The 22,209-nt window shown below is 67.2% G+C and carries 1 protein-coding gene; it reads right to left on the reverse strand.

The window, feature by feature from the left end; translation table 11 throughout:
• Positions 1-2: 2 nt before the first annotated feature.
• Positions 3-21,554, reverse strand: a complete 21,552-nt coding sequence (locus KA419_18265) for a chitobiase/beta-hexosaminidase C-terminal domain-containing protein (GenBank protein ID MBP7867878.1) — start codon at positions 21,552-21,554, stop codon at positions 3-5.
• Positions 21,555-22,209: the final 655 nt, after the last annotated feature.

Genomic DNA, 22,209 nt, shown 5'->3' on the forward strand with positions numbered 1-22,209 from the left:
TTCTACTGTCTCTTATAATATCGGAAAGGTTCTCCATAACCCTCCGAATTCAATTGATACTTTTCGTGAACAATCCTAATACTTGGTCCAAGCTTTGATTCAAACATGACCCATTGTGGATCCCCACATGATATATTGGTTTTCTTTGCTGCATGAACTATCTCTCCATTGGGTTTGTGATATAGCATAATCTCTGCTTCTAATTCATTACACTGAATATATCCGTAAGAAAGGAAGAATGCATCGTAATCCTCTGGATCATCTTGTCCATTATTCGTTTTATTTGTGTTACCAAAAGTGTCCACATTTAAATAGGTTCTTGTAACACCATTTATCGTTTGTGTCCATTCTCTGATATTTTTATAAGGTATCCCACCGCATTGAGCCCACCTGTCTGTTAGTCCCACAACCCATGCTTTACAGTTATATAGCAACGAGTCACCAGCAGTGACAGACCATTCACAATTTACAATTTTGGGGTATCTATTCGCTGCCTGTTGTTGCAGAGACCAAGTCGGAAGATTACCTTCTTGAATCCCGATAAATTGATAATTCAAGCAATCTGCTGCTATAACTCTTCCATTCGAGTCACTGAATTCCACTGTTAGTTTTGCATTTCCATCATCACATCCTTCTGCCCACAGATTATCTTTAACAGCAAAAAAGTCAGCATGCTCACTAATTGAAGGCAAATGCCATTTTTTTTCATTTACAGAATCACTAACTGACAGCAGTTTTTTAGTTTCACCTTTGTATCGATCCTTCCATATTGACAGTTTGTTAGTATCTCGTTTAATTGTGATGTCACCAATTGTCAAATCGGGGATCAAGGATATTTTTATACTCTTCAAGTCATCCTCGTTCGGGCATATATTGGATATTGTAAAATCTGACACATTAGTCGTATTATCAGCGTCCAGATTGAAATGGAGATATGCATTAAGGACTCCTTCTGCATTTCTAGGAACAATCACATCAATTTCCCTTTTATCCGATAAGTTGGGAGCAGGAACTAATTTTATCCCAATCACTGACAACTCAAGTTTGATCATATAAAAGTCGGATTGATCTATTTCCTCAGGTGAATCAGTTAGCCCGGATATAGTTAAAACGGCTTTATATCTATCAGGTAAAATATTCTTGGCATCCCATTCATTCGCATCTATCAGTTTTGGTGTTTCTGCCATCGCTGTTGCAATTTCTGTCTTCCCTTTTTTAATTTTAATACTAATAAGTGGATGTTCTGCAATATCACCTGTTTGAACATAATATTCATATCGGGGTTTGGTTGTTTGACTGTTGTTATTAGCAAATAATTCTGTGAAGCGGAAATAACCAATTTTTATTACATAAATCTTGAGTGTTTTGCACTCTGTTTGGCATGCGTTTCCACCAATTTCTTGAGTTACTGTTAAAGTAAGTGTATACTCGCCTGGCTCCCAGAACGAGTGGCTGAATAAAATACCGTTAAAAATCGCTACAACAGTACCGCCGCGCTCTAATCTCCAATTATAATCACACAACTCGGAAACGTAATCAACCAGAGCATATGCCTGAATGAATACAGAAGGATCCTTTTCCTTAGCTACAAGCAAGATTTTCTCAGGATTTTGATTGTTGGATAAAGGACTTATTATTTGCATCTTACAATTTAGCGGTGGTCTCCCTTGACATGGGTCAATATCAGGCCCCCCTGGAAGATTACTGCTTTCGCAATTCCTGCCTTTTGATCCTCCCTGCGAAATCGGCGCGCCTCCCCACCCCGCCTCCCCGGCCGGGTAGTTGAAATTCACTGGTGTTCCCTCGCCGGGACCTCCGCCAGGCGGGCAGGGGACGACATGGCAATTGCCAAAATAGAGCGGACCACCACTGACGAATTTACTTCCGTTAGGGCAAATCACGTCGTATCCGACACCTCCCGGATAAACGTCACAGGCCGTACAGTCGTCCGAAGTCGCAGAGAATCTTTTCCCTCGTCCGGACGGGGATGAGGAGGATTTTGTCTCGACCGACAACCTCGTCACCCGGTAGGGCAGGCGAACGTACTGGTTGGGCTCCAGGGAGTCCGGGGGCTGGGAGAGGAACTCGAAGCGGTACGTCGTGCCACCATCGGGGACGACGAGGGTTACGTTATCGGCCCGGACGAGGCCCTGGTTCTCCACCAGGAATTCCCCGGTGTAGTTCTCGCCGGCGTTGAGGTAGGGCAGCGCCACGGAGGTGGGCGTCACCGTCACCACGGGGGCGGGGACCTGGGTCTCGTAGTCGGCGGTGAGGACCACCTGGTACTGGTCCTGGATGGTGGTGGGGACCACCTCCCACTCCACGGTGACCAGGGTGTTGCGCAGGAGGGTCTCCAGGGTCGCGGTGACCCCGGGCTTGATCTCCACGCGGCCGGCGACGGCCTCGTGGCGGTCGGCGCTGACGCGGTAGTCCCAGAGGCCCACCGGCAGGTCGCGCACCAGCACGTCGGACCAGTCGGCGTCCGCCTGGGAGACCACGTCGGGGATAGGGGCGCCGTCCACCTTCTTCAGGGTGATTTTCGGGCCCAGGGATCCCGCGGGACGGGACACGCCGCTGCCCGAGTAGAGGTCGTAGGCCTGGACGAGGAGGTTGCCCTTCCCCGTGGCGTCCACGTAAACGACGACGGGGACGTCCAGGGTCACGGTGCCGTCGGCGCTCGCGACGCGGAGGACGAGGTTGTACGGGTCGGGCCTCGGCGGCACGGTTTCCGCCGGGGCGAAGGTGAGAGAGATATCCTTCTTCTCGTTGACATTGATGAGCGGGATGATCCCGGACTGGTTGAGGGCCTGGACCCTCCGGCGGTAGTTGACATCGGAGGACAGCGGCACGGAGGCTTTGTCCCGGGGGGCCATGGAACCCCCACCGGCCGGGGCGGAGACGTTGCCCAGAATGATCCAGTCGGGCGCGGCGGAGCCGTCGGAGGCGGTCAGAGAGACCGTCGCGTTTTCCAACGGGGCGAACCCCACATTCTTCACCTGGATGATTTCGGAGGTGCTCCCGCCGGGGTTGACGCCCGTGGTGACGTGGGTTGGCGTGGCCTTGAGCGCCGGGGCGGCGTCCACCAATTCGTAGCCGAGGTCGATGGCGCCCCACGCCTTCGGGCCGGTTTCGTTGCTCACCACGCGCAGGGCCACGTGGCCCGTGGCGGCGGCGGTGTTGTCCCCCACCAGGGTGATCTTGAGGTCCACTGTGCTGGGACCCGTCACGGAGAGTTCGCACCCCTGGCTTTCCAGGGGCACGCCCGGATCGCCCACCAGCAGGCTCACCCCTGAAGGGAGGGCCTCTGTCGGGACCACCTTGACGCACGAGGCGGTGGTGCCGGCGAGGGCGGTCAACCTGAAAGTCATGGGTCCGGCGTAGTTGCGCGGCACGCGGGCCTGGACGGCCTTCGGCTCGACGATCAGCCGGCGAACGGTGAAGGAGGCCTGGGGCGGCGCCTCGCGCACCACCGGGTGGACGGCCGCCACGGTGTAGAGGCCGCCTTCCTTCGGCAGGGGCTGGAAGGCGAAGGTGAAGTTCCCCGCCGCGTCGCTCTTCAGCTTGTCGATGCGCCGGACGAAGCCATCGGTGACGAGGAGGAGGACGAGGTCCGCCTCGGGTTTGGGCTCGCCCGTGGCCTTGTCGGTCACCGTCCCGGAGATGAGGACAGGCTCGGTGCCGAAGGAGTCGGAAGGCGTCACCGAGGTGACGGCGCCCGTGTAGGGCGGGTCGGCCAGGGCGATGTCCCCCTTCGTGACGGAGAAGCCCTGGATGGCCACGTGTTCCCGCTCCCCGACGCGGTAGTGGACCTGGTCGATGTCAAGCATTACGGAGAGGGGCGCCTTCGCGTTCAGGGGCGCCGTGAGGAAGACGGGGTCGGAGGTCCAGGTGTCGGCGTCGCCGCCCGCCGCGGACTCCTCGGGGGAGCCGATGCGGGCGATGGTGGTGCCGCCCGCCAGGTTGTACACCCCGCCGCCGGTGGTCTGCTTGAGGGAGGCCCGGGAGAGTTCCACGCCGTCGGCGTCCAGCAGGCGCATCCTCACCTCGGTGGAGGGGACGGCGCCCGCGTTGGTGGCTGTGACGAGGTCGACGCTCGCGGGGGTGTGGTTGACGAGGCGGAAACGCACGCCGCCGCCGCCGCCGGCCACGATGGGGTCCTGGAGAATGTCGACGGTGTAGGAGCCCACGCCGTCCGTCACGGGGAAGACCCCGCCGGTCTTGCGGATCACCACCCGGTCGCCCGGACTCGGAATCACCTCGGCATAGGCGCTGAAGGCGGCCGAATCCGGCAGGTCGCGGTAGCCGCCCACCACCACCACGGCGTCGGGCTTGCTCCCGTTGGGCGCCAGCGCGAACTTCGGCGAGACGTGGTCCTTACCGGCGAGCCGGATCCCGGCGCGCACCTCGGCCAGGTTCAGCTCGCACAGGCCGGCCACGCCCACGGTCACGGGGTTCATTTCGCCGCGGGCCAGGGTGGGCACAGCGGTCACGCCCACGTCCAGGAGGGGCAGGGTGACGGCGCGGCGCAGGCTCTCCCGGCCGTACTCGTCCACCGCGGCCACGGCATAGCGCCGCACGGCCCCGTCCCAGGTGTCGTCGGTGAAGGTCTTGTCGGTGAGGACCAGGCCATTGAGGCGCACTTCGCGCCCCTCGGGCCCGGCGTAGACGTTGTAGCCCACGATGGAGGGGGCGGCCGCCGCCGTCCAGGTGAGGACGGGGAAGCCGTTGTCCGTGCGCTCGAGGGTGAGGCCGCTCACCGGGAGCAGGTCCGCGTTCAGGAAGGCCGACGGGCTCGGAGCGGAGACGTTCCCCGCCGCGTCCACGGCCACCACGGCGTAGAAGGGTGTATCGTGGGTGGGCGCGGGGTCGACGACCGTCAGGACGGCAATCTCGGAGGCCACCGGGGTGAGCCCGGCGACGTCCGTGATCTCCTCGCCGCCGCGGTAGAGGGAGTAGGTCACGGTTTCGGTGAAGGGCACGGGGGCGTCCCACTGGGCCTTCACGCCGTTGCCCGTGAGGGTGAGGCGCAGGTTGGAAGGAGCGTTCGGCGGCACGGAGTCGGCGACGCCCTGGGCCTCGGCGCTGAGGGCGCTTTCGGCCGGCGTCCCGTTCTCCACCCGCAGGCTGGAGACGGCGTAGCGGTAGGTCCCGTCCACGCCGGGCTCGTCGGTGTAGCCGGTGGACCCGCCCGAGGACGCCAGCAGGGCCAGGGGGCCCTCGCCGTCGGCGCGGTAGACGCGGTAGTCCGCCGAGCCGGTGACGCCGTTCCACGACAGGACGATCCTCCCGCCCGGGGCGCTCACGGCGCGAAGGCCGGTGGGGGCGGAAAGGGGCGGCAGGGCGCCCTGGTAGACGTCGAAGCTCTTCCGGCCGTCGATGCGGGTGCTGACGTTGCCAAGGTCGTCCACGCCGCGATAGCTGAAGGAGAGGGTTTCCGGGGTCGACCCGGCGTCGGCCGGAAGGGTGAAGCTGCCGGACCACTGCAGGTCGGACACCTTGGTCAGGGCCACCGCCGTGGGATACGGGTGGGTGCTGGAGAGCACGTAGTCCAGATAGGGTACGTTCTCGCCCGTGAAAGCCTCGTCGAAGGTAAGGTCAATGGAGAGCGTCACAGCCGTGTCGTTGCAGATGGGCGAGGGCGGGGCGACGGAGAGGACCTTCACCACCGGACCGGCGGTGTCGAGGAGCAGGGTGGCGTCGGGCGGCACTTCGGTGCCTCGGTTGCCCACCATATCGCGCATGGAGAGGACGATATGGCCGAGCCCCGAGGGTGTCCGGGAGGTGACCTGGAAGGCGCCGGTGTACGTGTTCCCTTCCCCCGCACGCAGGGCGATGGGGATGGCTGTCCCGCCAGCGGGGGCGAAGCTCATGAAGGGTGTGGCCAGGAGCGGCTCGCTGACGGCAAGGGCCACGTCCACGGGACCGGGGCCCACGCGGTTGCCAACCACAGGGCCGCGGGGCGTGAGGGTGAGGCTCGTCGCGGCCGGGGGCACCCGATCGGAAACCGCGGTGACCTGTTGCGAGAGGCCGCTTTCCAGGCCGTTGCGCTTGACCACCCGCAGTCGGTAGTACCAGGCGCCGTCCGCGGGGGGCAGGTCGTCATACGAGTAGGCGTCCGCCGCCAGTTCCGCGGCCACCGACGCTTCGGCGGCGGCGGTGAAGGGCTGGGCGGCACGGTAAACCAAGATTTTCTCGATATTAGGCTGGATGCCCGTGCTGAAGGTGAGGCGGACCACACCCGCCTCGCGCGATTCGGCGGTCACGTTCACCGGGGCGACGGCCCCGGCCGGGTCGTAGACCACCGTGACGGGGGCGCACTTGGGCCCTTCGCCGAAGCAACCCGCCGAGGCGGCCTCGACGGTGTTGATTCCCACGGTCAGGGGGAGGGCGCCCCGGAAGTTCCGGGTGACGCGGTCCACGGGGGCGGGATCCCCGCGGCGCTGGCCGTTGGCGTAGAGGACGACCGCGTCGCCCTCCCGGGACATCCCCGAGATGGTGAGGGGGCTGGACGCGACGCACAGGCCATCCGCCGGCTCGTAGAGGACGGGGGACTGCACCGGGGCGGTCCCGTCGCCCACGGTGACGTGGACGGTTTCGGAGTCGGTGAGGCCGTCGGCATCGGCGGCGGTGAAGGTCACCCAGTACTCGCCCTGCTGGGCGGCCGTCGGGGACCAGAAGAACTCCCCGACCGCGGAGCCCGCCTCGGGGTTGGTGGAGGTCACCGTGAACGCGGCCCCGTCGGGCAGGGCGGAGGTGGTGATCACGGGGACGGTCCCGTCGGGGTCGGAAGCCAGGACCTGCAGGCCGAGCTGCGACCCGACGGAGACGGAGCGGGGCCCGATGTAGGCTAGTACGGGGGCACGGTTGCCGGTGACGGCGTCCGCGAAGACCACGTCGTACGTCAATCCGGCGGAGTCGAAGTCGAACACGTGAAGGGTGTATACCCAGTTCCCGCCTGACACCCACTTCCGGTGGAGCCAGGCATTGTCGGGATCGACGACCTTGCCGTCGGAGCGCGTCACGCTCTGCAGGACCTTGGTCCCGGCAAAGGGGTCGGCCGTGGCAACGGTGACGAAGCCGGGGTCCTGGGCCGCGGGATCGCGCCGCAGGGTGTAGCGCCCGGGGGCGCCCTCGACCGGCTCCAGCACGGCGCCGGCGGACTGGTCGGACACGGGGGTGACGGTCCCCTGGGACTCGTACACCGCCAGGGTGCCGTCCACGGGGTCGCCGTTGCCGGCGCGCTCGTACCCCAGGAAGTCGCGGAGGGTGTCCCGTCCGGGGAGGTCCACCCGGACGTCCTTGAGCAGCCCGTGGGTCTTCACTTCCTTGATCAGGGAGGTGAGCGTGCCGCCCAGGCCGTCGTCGTGGGTGTAGGTGGCTTCGAAGGAGACGAAGCGGCCGCACAGGGAGGAGGTCATGATCCAGCGGGCGACGGCGTTGCCCTGCGGGGCGACGTCGCCGAAGTCCGCGGCGAGGGAGGGCGTCGCGGCGGCGCCGTTGACTTCCGTCCCCTCGATGGTGAACTTCACCAGCAGCCCCTGGTCGTTGGAAACGATCTTCGGCTGGGCGGACTCGATCTTCAGGGCCTTCGCCATCCCGTAGCCGGTGTTGCGCAGGAGCAGCCCCAGCGGGAAGGGCGCCTCGGGTTCCACCACGTCGGCGGTCATCGGATCGTCGCCGCTCACGTCGGTGGGGAGGAAGTAATCCAGCCGCAGTTCGGGCATGGGGAGCACGGTGATGGAATCGGGCAGGATTTCCCGCTGGTTCGCCTCGCCGCCCAGGGTGTAGGAGAGCCGCGCCCCGACGGTGTAGAGTTTGCCCGTCGGCGCGGTCCCGCCCGCCCCCGGCGCGGGGACGATGAGCCAGTGCATCTCGGACGACGTCCCGGCGGGGACGTCGACCGCGGTCCAGGCGCCGTCGGTAAAACCGGTCACCGTGTCGCTGTCCGCCCGGAGGAAGAAGGCGGCCGTGGTGTCGTTCGGGTCGTTGGTGGCGGTGACGGGGTTGCCCTGGGCGTCCTTGAAGAGGACTTCCACCCGGACATTGCCGACGTTCATCCCGGCAGCGCCGTTGGAGATCTTCATGCGGGCGTCGAAGGCCTGGCGCTCCAGGCTCAGTTCCTGGGCGATCTGCAAGCGCACCGTGGCCGTGCAGGCGGCGCCGCTGTCACACAGCGGCTGCCCCGGCTCGTTGACCTCGGCCCCAGGGAGACCGTTGTTGTTCCCCTCGGGGAGGTTCAGGTCGATGAGGCCGCCACCCCCGGACGAATCCAGGCACGCCGCGGGGAAGTTCTCGGCCCAGCACACGGGGGAACTGCCGGTGTAAACCTGCTGGTCGCCTCCGAGGTAGCTGAAGGAGAAGACGCCGATGGCGGAGAAGATGTGGCACGGGTCCGCGCCCGGCGGGGTCCCCGTCAGCTTCGTCACCCGGTAGGGCATGCGGAAGAACTCGTGCGGGTGAAGCGTGTCGGGGGGCACCGCGAGGTACTCGACCCGGTAGCGGGGGTCGGCCGCGGGCAGGGTGAAACGGATTCCCGAGGCGGTGATCAGGCCGTTGTTGGTGACCTGGACCTCGCCGCTCAACACCTGGCCGGGCTGCATCGCCGGGTCCAGGGTGACGGAGGCGGGCTCCACGTCCAGGGTCGGGGCGGGGATGCTGGTCTGGAAGGTGGCGTGCAGGACGATCTCGTAGAGGTCGCCGATGACGATGGGCCGCACTTCCCACTCCACCGAAACCAACTGGTAGTTCAGGGGCACCTGCACCGGCGTGGTGACGCCCGGGTTGACCCGGACCCAGCCGATGGCGGTGTCGTGGTGCGCCGCGTTCACCCGGTACTTGTAGTCGCCCGCGGGGAGGTCCGACAGGAGGGCCTCGCCGCCGGCGTCGGTGGTCGCTTCCAGGGCCGGGGTGAAGCCGTCCTCCCGGGTCAGGGTCACGCGCGCCCCCTCGACCCCCGAGTTGGAGACGCCGTAGAACAGGTCGGTGGCCTTGAGGAGCAGGGAGCCGGACCCCGACTCGCCCACGTACACGAAGACCGGGACCTGGGATGGGACGGCGTTGTCGCCGTCCACGTGGAGCATGAAGGCGTAGGGGCTGGTCCCCGACAGGGGCACGTCGGCCCCCGGGGCGGCCGTGAAGCTGAAGGGCCGCTTTTCGCCCACGGCCACGCGGCCGAGTTGCAGCACGCCGTCGGGGCCGGAACCGTTGAGCCCCAGCCAGGACGGGACGGGGTTCCCCTCGAGGTCGAGGAGCCGGAGCCGGGTCCCCTCCAGGGCCTGGATGCCGATGTTCTCCAGGACGGCGGTCGTCACGACGCTCCCGCCCCGGGCCACGCCCGCCTGGAGCGGGCTGGGGGTGACCTTCGCCCCCGTCGCCGAGGCGCTCAGGGTGAAGTGGACGGCGAGCCGGCCCCACGTCTCGTTGGCGGGGGCGGCGCCCACCAGCGCCAGGGTGAGGTCCCCCGTCTCCGGGGCCGTGTTGTCGGCGCCCAGGACGAAGGAGAGGGTGCCGGCCGCGCCCGCGGCCAGGTTCACGGTGTCGGTCTCGATCAGGCGCACCCCGGCGGGGAGGGACCCGTCGGGCGCCAGGCGGAGGTTTTCCGCCGGCGTCCCCGGCGAGGCCTGCAGGGTCAGGGTGAACCGGGCGGGGTAGTTCCGGGGGAAGCGGGCGTCCAGGGCCGACGGCGTGATCCGGACGTAGCGGATGACGAAGCTGCGCTGCGCCGCCCGCTCGGTCACCGCCGGGTGGTTGGCCCAGGTCTCGTAGAGGCCGCCCTCGCCCCGGTTCGGGGTGAAGGTCGTGGAGAAGGACCCGTCGGCCCCAGTGGTGAGATCGGTGCTCCGGTCGAAGCCCTGGTTGGACACCACCAGCTTCAGCGGGCTGGAGGGGACGGGGTTCCCGCCTCCGTCCAGGGCGCGGCCGGTGATCACCACGGGCACGCTCCCGTCGGAGGACTCGGGCGTTACCCCCGTCACCTCGCCCCGGTAGGGGGCTTCCTGGAGGGTCACCGGCATGGAGCGGGCGAAGCCCTCCACCGCCACGTGCTCAGGCGTGCCGGTCCGGTAGTGGATCGCATCGAGGGTCAGGCGCAGCGTCAGGTCGCCCGCGGCCCCCGAGGGGACGTGCAGGGAACCCGAGGCGGAGGTGAAGGAGGCCCCCGGGGCGACGCGTGCCACGGCGGCGCCATCCGGCAGGAGCGTCACGCCCTGCCCCAGGAACTGGTGCACCGGGGCGGAGGCGATGACGCCGTCGCGGGAGGAGACCAGCTCGAAGCGCAACTCGGCGGAAGGTTGGGCGCCGTTCTGGCGGGCCGTCCGGAGTTCCACCTCCACGCCGGTGGCGTTGGTGAAGGTGAAGCCGACGGCAGCGTTGCCGCCGCGCAGCATGGTGCCTGTGTTCAGGGTGAGGCCGTAGGGATTCTCGGAAGGATCGGCCGCCTGGAGGAGACCGTTCAGGGCCAGCGACGCGCGTTCGTTGGCGCCCGGCGTCACCGCCAGTTCGGTCCGGACAGGCTCGTTCCCGGCCAGGTCGCGGTAGCCGCCCACCACCAGGGGGACGGTCTTCGCCTCCCCGCCGGCCAGGCCGAAGGGGTCGGAAACGTGGGTGCGTCCCTTCAGGTCGAGGTTCAGCACGGCGCCTTCAAGGGGTCGGCTGTCCAGGTTGGTCACCGCTACGTCCACCGTCTGGAGCGTCCCGCGCCGGATCACCAGCCCCGCGGGGAGGGCCAGGCGGACCGCCGGCAGCCGGAGGCTCCGGCCGGGGCTTTCCTGCCACGCCGCGTCCACCGCCGTGACGGTGTACAGGCGGGCGCCCTCGTGGTAGGTGGCGTCGGTGAAGGGCGGCGCCGTGACGGGCGCGGCGTTGAGCAGCGTCAGGCCGCCGGGCTCGCCGGCGTAGACGTTGAAGCCCGCGAGACCCGTGGCCGGGTGGGTCCACGTGAGCAAGGGCGTTTCGCCCACGGTCCGGGAGACGGCCAGGGAAGCGACGGGGAGCAGCCCCGGGTTGAGGTAGGCGCACGGGGCGAGCGGGGACACGTTCCCCACGGCGTCCGTCGCGACCACGGTGTAGTAGTGCCCGCCGGGCCCCGGCGCGGCGTCCACCGCCTCCAGGGCGGCGAGCTTGTCCGCCACGGGCGTCAGGCCGTCGAGGGAGAGGATCTCCGCCTCGGCGCGGTACAGGGCGTAGGTGACGGACTCACCGGCCAGGGCGCTGGGGGAGGCGTCCCACTCGGCCTTGATCCCCTGCCCCACCAGGGTCAGCCGGAGGTTGGCGGCCGCCTGGGGAGCAACGGAGTCGGAAAGCAGTTCCACGACGTTGCCGAGATCGCTCAGGGCCTCCTGGCCGTTGGCGACGCGGACGCTGCGCACGGCCAGCTTGTAATGCCCGTCGAGGGCCGGTTTGTGGGTGAAGGCGGTCGCCCCGCTGGTGCGACCCAGGGAAACCCCGGGCTCCGCGGGCGGCGTGACGCCGTCGCCGGGCGCGGCGCTGATGAAGACCTCGTAATCCGAGGCGCCGAACACGGGGTTCCAGGCCAGGGAGAGGTTGCCGCCCGGGAGGGCCTTCCCGGTGATCACCGGGGCGGCCAGGGCAGGCAGCTCGCCCTGGTAGACCTCGAAGGCGGAGCGGCCGGCGATGCGGGTGCCGGCGTTGCCGAGGTCGTCCACCGCGTGGAAGGTGAAGACGAGCCACTCGCCGCCATCGGCGCCGGCGTCCGCCGGCAGCGTGAGGGCGCCTTCCCAGCCGCCCGCAATGGGGGCCAGATCCAGGCGCTGCGGGGTCTGGGAGACGGCGGACAGGGTGTAGTAGAGGTCCGGGACCGTCCCCGCCGCGGGCGCTTCGCTCAGGGTCAGGGCGAGCTGGACCGTCACGGGCGCCGCCGGATCGTTGGGGATCGGGGCCGCCGGGGTGAGGACCAGGGCGGTGAGCGCCGGCCCTTCCGTGTCGAGTTCCACCGTGGCGCCGGCATCGACGGCCGTGCCGCGGTTGCCCGCGGTGTCGCGGGCCGACAGGACGGCGTGGGCCGTACCCGACGGAGTGTATTGGATGACCTGGAACGATCCGGTGTAGACCGTATCGGACTCTTTCTGCAGGATTACGGCGAGGGCCGCGCCCTGGTTCGGGACGATGCCCAGGAACGGCGTGGTGAGGAGCGGTTCGCTCACCGTAAGGCGCACGTCCACCCGCCCGACGCCGAAACGGCCGCCCTGGAAGGGTGTCCCGGGGCCGGGGGTGTACTCGAGGGAAAGCGCCCGGGGCGGCGTCCGGTCGGACACGGCGGAAGCCATCTCCGATGGGTTGCCTTCCAGGCCCGCCCGGTTGATGGCGGTGACCCGGTAGTACCAGGTCTCCTCCTGCGCCGGGGTGTCCTCGAAGACGGTCCCGGCGACGGGGGAGGCGTTGACCTTCACGGCTTCCGGGAACGTCGTGAAGGGCTGCGCGGCCCGGTAGACGTTGAAGCCGGAGAGGTCCTGGGCGCCCGCGGGAACCCAGGTCAATCGGATGGCGCCTGCTTCCCTTGCTGTAGCCCGGAGCACGTCCGGCGCCGCCGGCGGGTTCGCCAGGCACGAGATTCGCAATGCGGGCACGGGCCCGAGCGGACCAACGCCCGCGCGGTTGCGGGCGGCGGCCTGCAGGGTGTTCTCCCCGTCGGCCAGGGTAAGGGTCCCACCGAAGGCCCCGTCCGGGCCGACGGCGATCGGGCTGCCCTGCGTCGTCCCGTTCAGGTAGACCTCGACCTCGGTCCCATAGATGCCCGTCCCCGTCAGGGGGATGTCCCGCGTGTCCACGGCCGCCCCGTCCACAGGGGTCGTGATGACGGGAGGGAGGAGCGGTGCCGCGAGGGTAACCGTGACGGCGCGGGTGAGCGGGACGCTCTTCCCGTAGATGTCCTCGGCGGCCAGGGTGAGGGCGTGGGGGCCGTCGGCGATCAGGTTCAGGTTCACGCTCACCGAGAAACCGTCCGTCCGGTCGGCGTCGATGCCAAGCGTTGTTCCGTCCAGGGAGAAGGTCACACGGGCGGTCTCCTCCATCTTTTCGAAGGTGGCGGAAACCGTGCCCGGCTGGGAGAGGACCGCGCCGTCGGCCAGGGGGGCGCCATCCCAGAACACGCCGGTGAAGGCCGGCCCCGCGCTCGGTGTCGCTGTTACCGTGGTCACGGCTTTGTCCTCGCCGCCCGTCACGTTCACGGCGGTCACGGCGAAGTAATAGGCACGGCCGTCGATGAGTTCGTCGGCGGTCGCCTGGCACTCGGTGACGAGGGCGAAGGGGGTCATCCCCGCCACGCTGGTGAACGGGGTCTCGTTGCGGTAGGCGGCGTAGTGGGCCAGGGCCGCCGACGGCTGGACCGGCTGCCAGGCGAGGGTCACCCGGCGGCTGGCGGTCGCGGCGTTCAACCCCGCGGGGTTGTGCAGGAAGGTCCACCCCGTGGCGCCGATGCCGGCGCTCTCGTTGCCGTCGGCGTCCACCGCGGTCACCCGGAAGGCGTGGGACGTGGCGGGGGCCAGGCCGGCCTGTTCGAAGGTCATCTGGGCGGCCGGTACGTCAGTGCCGGGGACTTGGGCGTCTACGTAGACCCGGTACATCACCAGATCGCCGGCGGTGTTCGGGGAGGGGTCCCAGGCCAGGCTCAGCCGGTCCGGGCCCGACTGGAGGCGCACATTGACGGCCTCCTCGGGGGCGCGGGTGTCCCGCGGCGTCGCGGACACCGGCGTCACCGCCGTCCGGAAGTTGCCGGCCCAGTCCTGGGCGGCCACGGCGAAGAACCAGGGCTGTCCCTTGGTCAGCCCGGTCACGTCCGTGTGCGTTGTGCCCACGGGGAGCGTCATCGCGGGGGTCAGGCCCTCCAGCGACGCGAAGACCGCGTCCCGGGCGTAGACCCGGTAGAGGGCCACGTCGCCGTCAAGAACCGCGTCGTAGCCCGACCAGTCCAGGGTGACGGAGGTGCCGTCCCCGCGGTCCGAGGCAACCAGTTCGGTCACGGCGTGGGGCGGCGTGACGTCGTAGACCACCGTCACGGCGACGGGGTCGCTGGCGTTGCCCGCCGCGTCCATGGAGAGGACCTGCATGTTGTTCGACCCTTCGGTCAGCGGCCAGGCGCAGGCCCACGCCGTTTCCGGGCCCACGGGGACCGTCTCGGTCCCGTTGATCCGGATGGAAGCGCCGGTCTCCTTGGCGCCCGACAGAGAACACGGCGACATGTTGGTGGGCGTCGCGGGCGGGTTCACGGTGGGCGGGACCGGGGGCGTGGTGTCCGTCTGCGTCACCGTGACGGCAAGGGTGCCGCCCGGCGTTTCCAGAGGGATCCCCGCAATGATCACCCGGCTCCGCAGGGTGAAGGTCCCGGCAACGGCGGGTGTCCACTCCCACTGCCACAGGTCCGGGATTCCGGTGAAAACGGGGCTCGTCGCGGTCCACGTGGCGCCGTCGTCGGCGCTCACCTCGACCGCATCGACGCCCTGGGGCGCCATGGCCAGGCCCGCCAGGTGAAGCGTTTCGCCCAGCGGCATTTCCGTGCCCTCCGCGGGGGAGGTGACCCGGCACAGGGGTGCCTCGCCCAACGGCAGGGCGGCCGCGAACCATTCATTGTAGTCCACGGCGCCCCGGGTGTCGCGGTCGAATACATCCCAGACCCGGGAGAGGTTCTTGGGGTTTCCGCCCGCGGCCATCTCCGCGGTGTTCGCCGGTCCCCACGCATTGAAGCGCGCGTCCACGCCGGCGGGGCCGGAGTTGTTGAGGTCGTAGTGGGCACCGTTGTCCCACAGGTTGTTGAAGCGCACCGCCGTGGAACCGGACCCGTAGAGGGAGATCCCGGCCCCGCCCTGGTGGTCGACGTCCCACCAGTTGGCGGAGGCGTTGTGCGTGACGGTGTTGTGGTGGACCACTGCGGTTTTCCCCGCGGGACCAGTGAAGTTCAGGGCGATCCCGGCCCGGGCGTTCTGCCGGACCGTGTTCCAGGCCACCTCGGGCGGCTCGGAACTGCTGAAGAGGGTGATCCCCTCCGCACCCTGGCCGGTGACGGTGTTCCGGAAGAAAGTCGCGACGGCGCTGCCGGTGGAGGCGTCGATGCCGGCGGCCCCATTGCCCGTCACGGTGTTGAGGGCGAAGCGCCAGGCGGGGTTGCCGGAGACGATCCCGGCCGAGGTCGTGATCCCGTTGCCGCCGTTGCCGCTCACCGTGTTCCCCTCGAGGTCGAGGGCGAGGGGCGATGCGCCGGTGTTCACCAGCCGCGCACCGTCGGTGCGGTTGAAGCGGAGGGTGCAGCCGCTCATCGACAGGGTGGTTTCCCGGCTGGTTTCCAGGTCCACACCGATTTTCGCGTACTCCACGGTGCAGCGGAAGAGCGAGAGGGCCCCGGGCGCGGCCGGGCGCAGGCAGAGGCCGCCCCATTCCCCGGCCAGCGGGACGCCCGTCCCAGTGGAGGCCGACGTAAAGAGGATCGGCGACACCTCGGTCCCGGCGGCTGACAGGTTCCCGGCGACGAGGAGATCCGTGGTCGCCGGGTCGCTGCCCGACTCGGTCCAGTCGGCGGACGGGAGGACGTTCACCCGGGTCCCCGGGGACAGGGTCAGCGTCACCCCGTCCGGGACGGTGACGTCTCCCCGCAGGGTCACGTCCCCGCTCCAGGTCTCGTTTGCGGCCAGTTCGCCGCACGTGGTGGGCAAACCGCCGTCGAGGGTGACGGTGACGCCCGGCCCGGGGGTTTCCACCGCGCCCAGGGCGTCCACCACGCGGCTCAGCAGCACGAAGGTGCCGGTTCCGTTCACCGTCCAGTCGTAATGCCACACCGGCTTACCCTCGGCGATGGACCACGTGGCCCCCCCGTCGAGGCTCACCTCCACCCGGGACACCCCCTCGGGGGCCCAGGCGACGCCCCGCAGGCGCAGCCGGGAGGCGTGAAGGACCAGGTTTTCACCGGGTCGGGTGATTTCCGACACGGGGAGCGCGGGGAGAACAGCAGGGGTGGACACCCACCCCGAATAGTCCGCCACGCCCTTGGATGGGTCATCGTAAGCGTCCAGGATCGGGGCGATGTTCTTGGGATTGCCGCCCGCGGCCATCTCGGCGGCGGTCGCCGCGTCCCAGGCGTTGGCGCGGGCGTCCATCGGCCGATAACCCTCGTTGGACAGGTCCGTCGAACCGTTGCCCGCCAGGGTGCAATGGCGGACCACCGTCCCCGTCTCGCCGCTGATTTTCACCCCGCCGCCGGCGTTGGCCTGGACGGTGTTGTAGAGGACCGCGGCCGGGGAGCCGCTCGTGATGCAGGCGAGGCCCCAGCCCTGGTTGTCGTGAAGGGCGTTCCCCACCACTTCGGGCTCGGACATATAAGATAAGGATAGGCCGGCGCCGTCGTTGTGGTGCGCCTCGTTGCGCAGGAAGCGGGCGGAGCTGCCCCCTTCGGCCGTGAAGCCGTTGCCGTGGTTGCTGAAGGACTGGTTGTCCAGGATTCCGATCGGTCCGCCCGAACCGTTGACCACCCGGGTGTCGAACCCCGCGGCCCCATTGCCGGACGCCGTGTTGTGGCTCACCCGAAGTCCGCCGGACGCCATTGTACCCTCGAAATAGAAGCCCGCGGTCTGGTTGTCACCGGCCGTGTTGCCGTCCGCGAGAAGGGACAGGCCGGCGCCGGTCCCCCGGGCATAGAGGCCGCGGCCCGGGTTGCGGGAGAAGGTGTTCCCCGTCAAGGTCCCCGCGATCTCGCCCTCCAGACGGATGCCGTCGGCGCTCCCGGGGTCCTGGCCGTTGTCCGTGACCTGGGTGCCGGTGACGTTTACCGAGACCGGCCCGCCGGACGTGGCGCCGACGCGGATGCCGGTGCCGCTGCACTGCTGCACGACGCTGTCCGCCACGCTCAGAGAAAGGGCGCCGGCGGCCTCGACGTGGAGGCCGTGCACCGCGCGGGCGATGATGGCGTGTGCCACCGTCAGACTGCCCTGCCCGTCCGCCCGGATGCCGTACCAGTCGCCCTTCACCGGGTTCGCCGAGGCCGAGTCGAAGCTCACCGGTTCCGCCGGGGTCCCTTCCACCTGGAGCACGCCCCGCACGATCAACTCGATTCGCGACGGGTCCTCCCCGCCGCCCTGGTCGTCGGACCCGGCCAGGGCCTTGACATGGGCGCCCGGGGAGAGGGTCAGGGTGATGCCGGCGGGGACCGTCACGTCACCGGTGAGGGTCATGTCGCCGGTCCAGGATTCGTCGGCCGTCAGGGTGCCCGAGGTGGTCACCGGCACCGAGCGATTCACGGTGAAGGTCACACTCGAGGGGGTGGTCTCCTCCTGCTCCAGGAGGTCCACCGACTTGACCAGGGCGGTGTAGGCGCCGTCGGCCGGGGCTTCCCAGTCCAGCGCCCAGCGGGTGGTCCCCTCGGCCGTGAGCCAGGTGAGCCCCCCGTCCAGCGAGACCGTCACCCGGGCGACCCCGTCCGGGGCCACGGAAAAGCCGCTGAGGTGCACGGTCGCGGCCTTGCGCACCTCCCCGGGGAGCGGGGTCACGATGACCGATTTCGCGGCAGCGGGCAGCACGATGGCTTCCATCGCCCAGGCGGAGTAGTCCACCACGCCCCTGTAGGCGTTGTCGAAGTTGTCCTGGATGCGGGCGATGTTCCTGGGGTTGCCGCCCGCGGCCATCTCCGCGGTGGTCGACGCGCCCCACCAGCACCCCTGCGCGTCCACGGCGCCGGCGTTGCCGTCCACCAGGTCGAAGGCCCATTCCGCATTGCCCCACAAGCTGTTGAAACGTACCGCCGTCCCACTGCCGGCGTAAAGGTACACCCCGTCCCACAGGTTCTCGTGCACCTCGTTGAACAGCACGTCCGCGGGGCGTCCGCTGTACACGTTCACACCCGTGGAACCGTTTCCGGAAACCCGGTTCAGGGTGGCCGACAGGGTCGCCGGCAGGGTGGGGGTTCCGTTCAGCAATATCCCCTCCTGGTTGCCGGACACCTCGTTGGCGGAAACGGAGAGGGTCCCGCCGTTCCCGCAATCGGCCTGGATCCCTGCCCCCGCATTGTTCATGACCTGGTTCCGGGCGATGACGGCGTTCCAGGTCAGGCCGCTCGGACCGCTGAGGTACAGACCCGCGTTGCCGTTGCCGCTGAGGGTGTTCCCCGTCGCGCGGAGCGTCCCGCGACCGTAGACGGAAATCCCGTTGTACCCGTCGATCCCGCTGCCCTCGACCGTGTTCCCCGACAGGGTCACGTCGACCCGGGATTGGTCGGAGTAATAACTCGACACCGCGATCCCGTTCTGGTTGTTGAAGTTCGCCGTGTTCCCGGAAAGCGTCCCCTGGATGCTGCTGTAGACATACTGTCCGCCGGCCAGGGCACAGCCTTGCGCGGACAACTCGATCCCGCTGCCCTGGGCATAGAGGACCTGGTTCCCCTGCAGGTCGGCGATGACCTTCGCCCCGCTGCGGGCGTAGGCGTAGATCCCCTGCTCCAGCGTGTAGCTCACGGCGCAGTCGTGCAGGGAAAGGGTCCGGTCGTAGGCGGTGTCCAGCGAGATCCCGCGCACGGCGTGGCGGACTTCGCAGTAGTCCAGCGCCAGCGGCTGCATGGCCCCGTCGAAGGTCCCTTCGGACCGGATGCCGTACCAGTCCCCCCGATCCGGCGTGAGGGCCTCGGAGACAAACCGAACCGGCTGGGCGGCGGTCCCCGGGGCGACCAGGCGCCCCCGCACGATCAGTTCACACCGGCCAGGGTCGTTGCCCGACGCGGTGGAATCGGCCCCGGCGACGACACGGATTTCCGTGCCCGGCGCCAAGGTCAGCGTCACCCCGACCGGGACCGTCACGTCCCCCGTCATCCGGTGGACATAGCCGGCATGCCAGGTGGTATCGTGCTCCAGGGGCCCCTCGTGTATCAGGGTCCCGCCCACCGGGATGAAGGTGAAGGACGCTTCCGCGGTCTCGCTGTCGTGGGCACCGTCCAGGAACCCCTTCGCCTTGATCACCGTGTTTTGGGTGAGGGCGATCGGGGTCGCATAGATTTCGGACTGGGCCGTGGGCTCGGTCCCGTCGACGGTGTATCGGATCGTGGCGCCGGGTGTCGCCGTGGAGAGGGTCACCCGGTCCTCCGGCGTGACCGGCCCACCGGGCGGTGTGATCACGGGCCGGGCCACCTTGGGGTCCACGGTGAGGGGAAGGTCCTTCACGGCGGTGGAACCGGCGGTGTCGCGCACGGACACCTTCACGACGAAGGCCCCGCTCACCAGGGGGGAACCGGAAACCACGCCGCCCGTCGAGAGGTCGAGCCCCTCCGGGAGAAGGCCCTGGGGGGTGAAGAGGATGTCCTCGGCGTTCCCCAGGTCCGAATAGCCGCTGTGCGTGCTGTACAGTAAAGTCCGGCCGTCACCGCTGAAAAGACCGATCGCCCCGCCCTGGACGTTTCCGCTCCCGAAGCGCATCCGGACCCCGCCGTCCCGGAAGAGGGTCAGGGACATGTTGAACGGGTCCGAGGACCACCGGTAGTAACCGCTCCACCGGAAGGTCACGCTGTCCGGGCCCGAGGCCACGTAAACGCCTCGTGTGTCCAGACTGTCGTACAGGGCAGCGATCGCCTTGGCGCCGGCCAACCCGCCGATGCTCCCGCCATGGTCGAACCGCACCGCCCCGTCCACGGACACCCAGCACCGGGTGAACCACTCTCCATAGAAGAGGAAAGGGAACGGCAGCTCATACTCGTAGCAGTATCCCGTGCTCCCGGACCACCCCTGGGAAACCCCTTGCTCCGCAAAGGAGTTCGGGGCCGACGACTCGAGGTAGCTCCGGCCGGAGGACCACGTATACGGCGGGGTGCCGCTCGAGGCTTCCAGCATGGCCGTGTACGGCTCGAACTGGACGGCCGGGGGCAGGGTGTCGGTGGCGATGACCACCGCGGCCTTCACGTCGAATACCGCCGTGGCCACGGCACTCTCCGGGCAGGGGGGCAGGTAGGCCCGAGCCTTTACCGTCGTCGGTTCCGTGAGGGTGAAGGGGGTCGTGTAGAGCGCAGATTGGGGTGTGGGGTCCGAACCGTCGAGGGTGTAGCGGATCTCGGCAGGGTCCAGGGCGCCTTGCAGGGATCCGCTTGCCTTGCCTTCACCGCCGGAGAAGCTGATGCGGACGGTTACGCTGCCGAAGAAGGTCCCGCCGTTGGGTTGAATGTGGGGGGTCGGGAGCTGGGTCGGGGGCAGCAGGTCATAGCAGGACGTGATGACGTGGCTGGGCGTGAAGCCCTCCTGGAACGCCCTCACCTTGTAACAGACCCTGCTGGGGCCGCTCCCTTCGGGAAGGGTCAGGACGACGGGCCCCGCGTAGACCGACGAACTCTCCGTCGGGTCGGACCCGTCCGTGGTGTAGCGCAACGTGGCCCCGCTCGCGGAAGAGGTCGCCTGGACGCTGACCTGGCTGAAGTATTCCCCGGCCGGGGGTTCGACCACCGGGTCCGGGAGAATGTTGGCGTTGGGCTCTATTATCAATGGGAAAAGCCGGAAGTCCGCCCCACCGATGCTGTCGTAGACCCCGATGAAAACGCTGAAGGTTCCCGCGGCTCCCGGGATTCCGGAAAGCACTCCGTCGGCCGAGAGGGACAACCCAGGAGGGAGCGCCGAGGGCTGGAAAAGGAGGTCCTCCGCCTGGGACTGGCTCCCGGCGTTGCTCCGACCGCTGACGAACGGCCCGTCCGGTGTGAAGACCGCGATGGTCCCGCCGTGGACGTTTCCGTCGCCGTACTTCATCAGAATCCGGCCGTCCGGGAAGAGGGTCACGGAGATGTTGACGTCATCCGCCTCGGAGTTCCGTGAGGCCGCCTTGGAATCGGAGCGGTATGTCCCCTGCCAGCGGACCGTGACCGATCCCGTCGAGGCGTCGACGAAGATGTCGCCGTCCAGGGTGTCCATGGTGTTCCGCAGGACCATCACTTTGGCGGTGTAGCCCATTTCCCCGCCCGGTCCGAAACCGAGCACCCCGTCGGCGTTCACCCGGCAACACGTGTAAGCGGAACCGCCGATGGGGAAGGAAAACGGCAGCGCCAGGTCCCAGCCGGATTCCTGTGCACCTTTCCACCCCTGAGCCGTCCCGGTCGTCGAGAAGGTATTGGGAAAGAAAAAAATACCGACGGGGCGCGTGAACCAGGAAAACGGTGTCCCGGTCCCCTCCGCCTGCAGCGCGTGTGAGTAGGCCACGCCGTCCTGGCCGGCCGGAAGGGATGTCGTGGTCATGATAACGCCGGGGATAAGGGTGAGGGCCGACTCGGTCACCGGGCTGTCGTCCATCCCGTCCAGGATGGCGACGGCTCTGACGGTGGTCGATTGGGAGAGGGTGAAGGGCCCCGTAAACAGAGTCGAAGCGCTCGTCGGGGTTTCTCCATTGAGCGTGTAGTGCACGGCGGCGCCCGGGGTGGGCTCCCAGATGTCCACTTCCACTGGCGTTGCCCAGGTCCCGGTTTCGGGAGAGATCACGGGCGCGGAGACCTGTTCGGCCGGCTTGGGGCCCGGCCGGGGCGAAGCCTCCAGGCATCCCCAGAGCGCTGCCGCCACGGCCGCCAGCATCATGATCGCCGTTACGTTCCACCCTTTCTTCATCCCGAATCTCCCTTGTTACAGTTGCGCTTTCCCGCGGCGGTTTCTTCATCCAGGCCGCTCTCCCTGGTTTTTCCCGCCCGTGAATGGGGCGGTTGTCGAGTCCCTATGACCCGGCTTCGGTGCCCGTCGCCTGACCATCGAGTATCTGGCCGGCCTCCCGGGCGAATTCCCCCCGTGAGGTGAATGCACGACCGGCTTCCATCGGGTTTGCAGACACCGACGGATCGTTCATAACCGAGTTGAGAAGGGATTGATGTCTCCTCTCCCGGAGGTCGGGGAGGACACCCCGCCGTGACACGGCCAAGGTGCTTTCCGTTTCCTGATTAACCCCTCTGCTTAACCCTTTCCTTTTTCATTTCATGTGGATGTCTGGACTCATCCGCCATGAATTCAGCACGGACAACCCGTTCAACAGGGCCATCCGTTCGTAAAAGCGAATTTTTACCCTATCTTGCCATTCGTGTCAAGCATCATCGCTGAAAAGCTACAAATTCCAGTACCAGCAGAACTGCCCCCCCAGCCCTTTGGTCTAGCCTCAGTTTCCTTTTTATCGCACCTCGATTTTAATAAGTCAAGGCGTATCAGCGAGAAGGACGGCGGATTGAGCTATCCCCTAAATAATCCGCAGTAAATGCCAACAAAATAATTGACTTTG

The organism is Acidobacteriota bacterium (genome assembly GCA_018001935.1).
Taxonomy (GTDB): Bacteria; Acidobacteriota; JAAYUB01; order JAAYUB01; family JAAYUB01; genus JAGNHB01.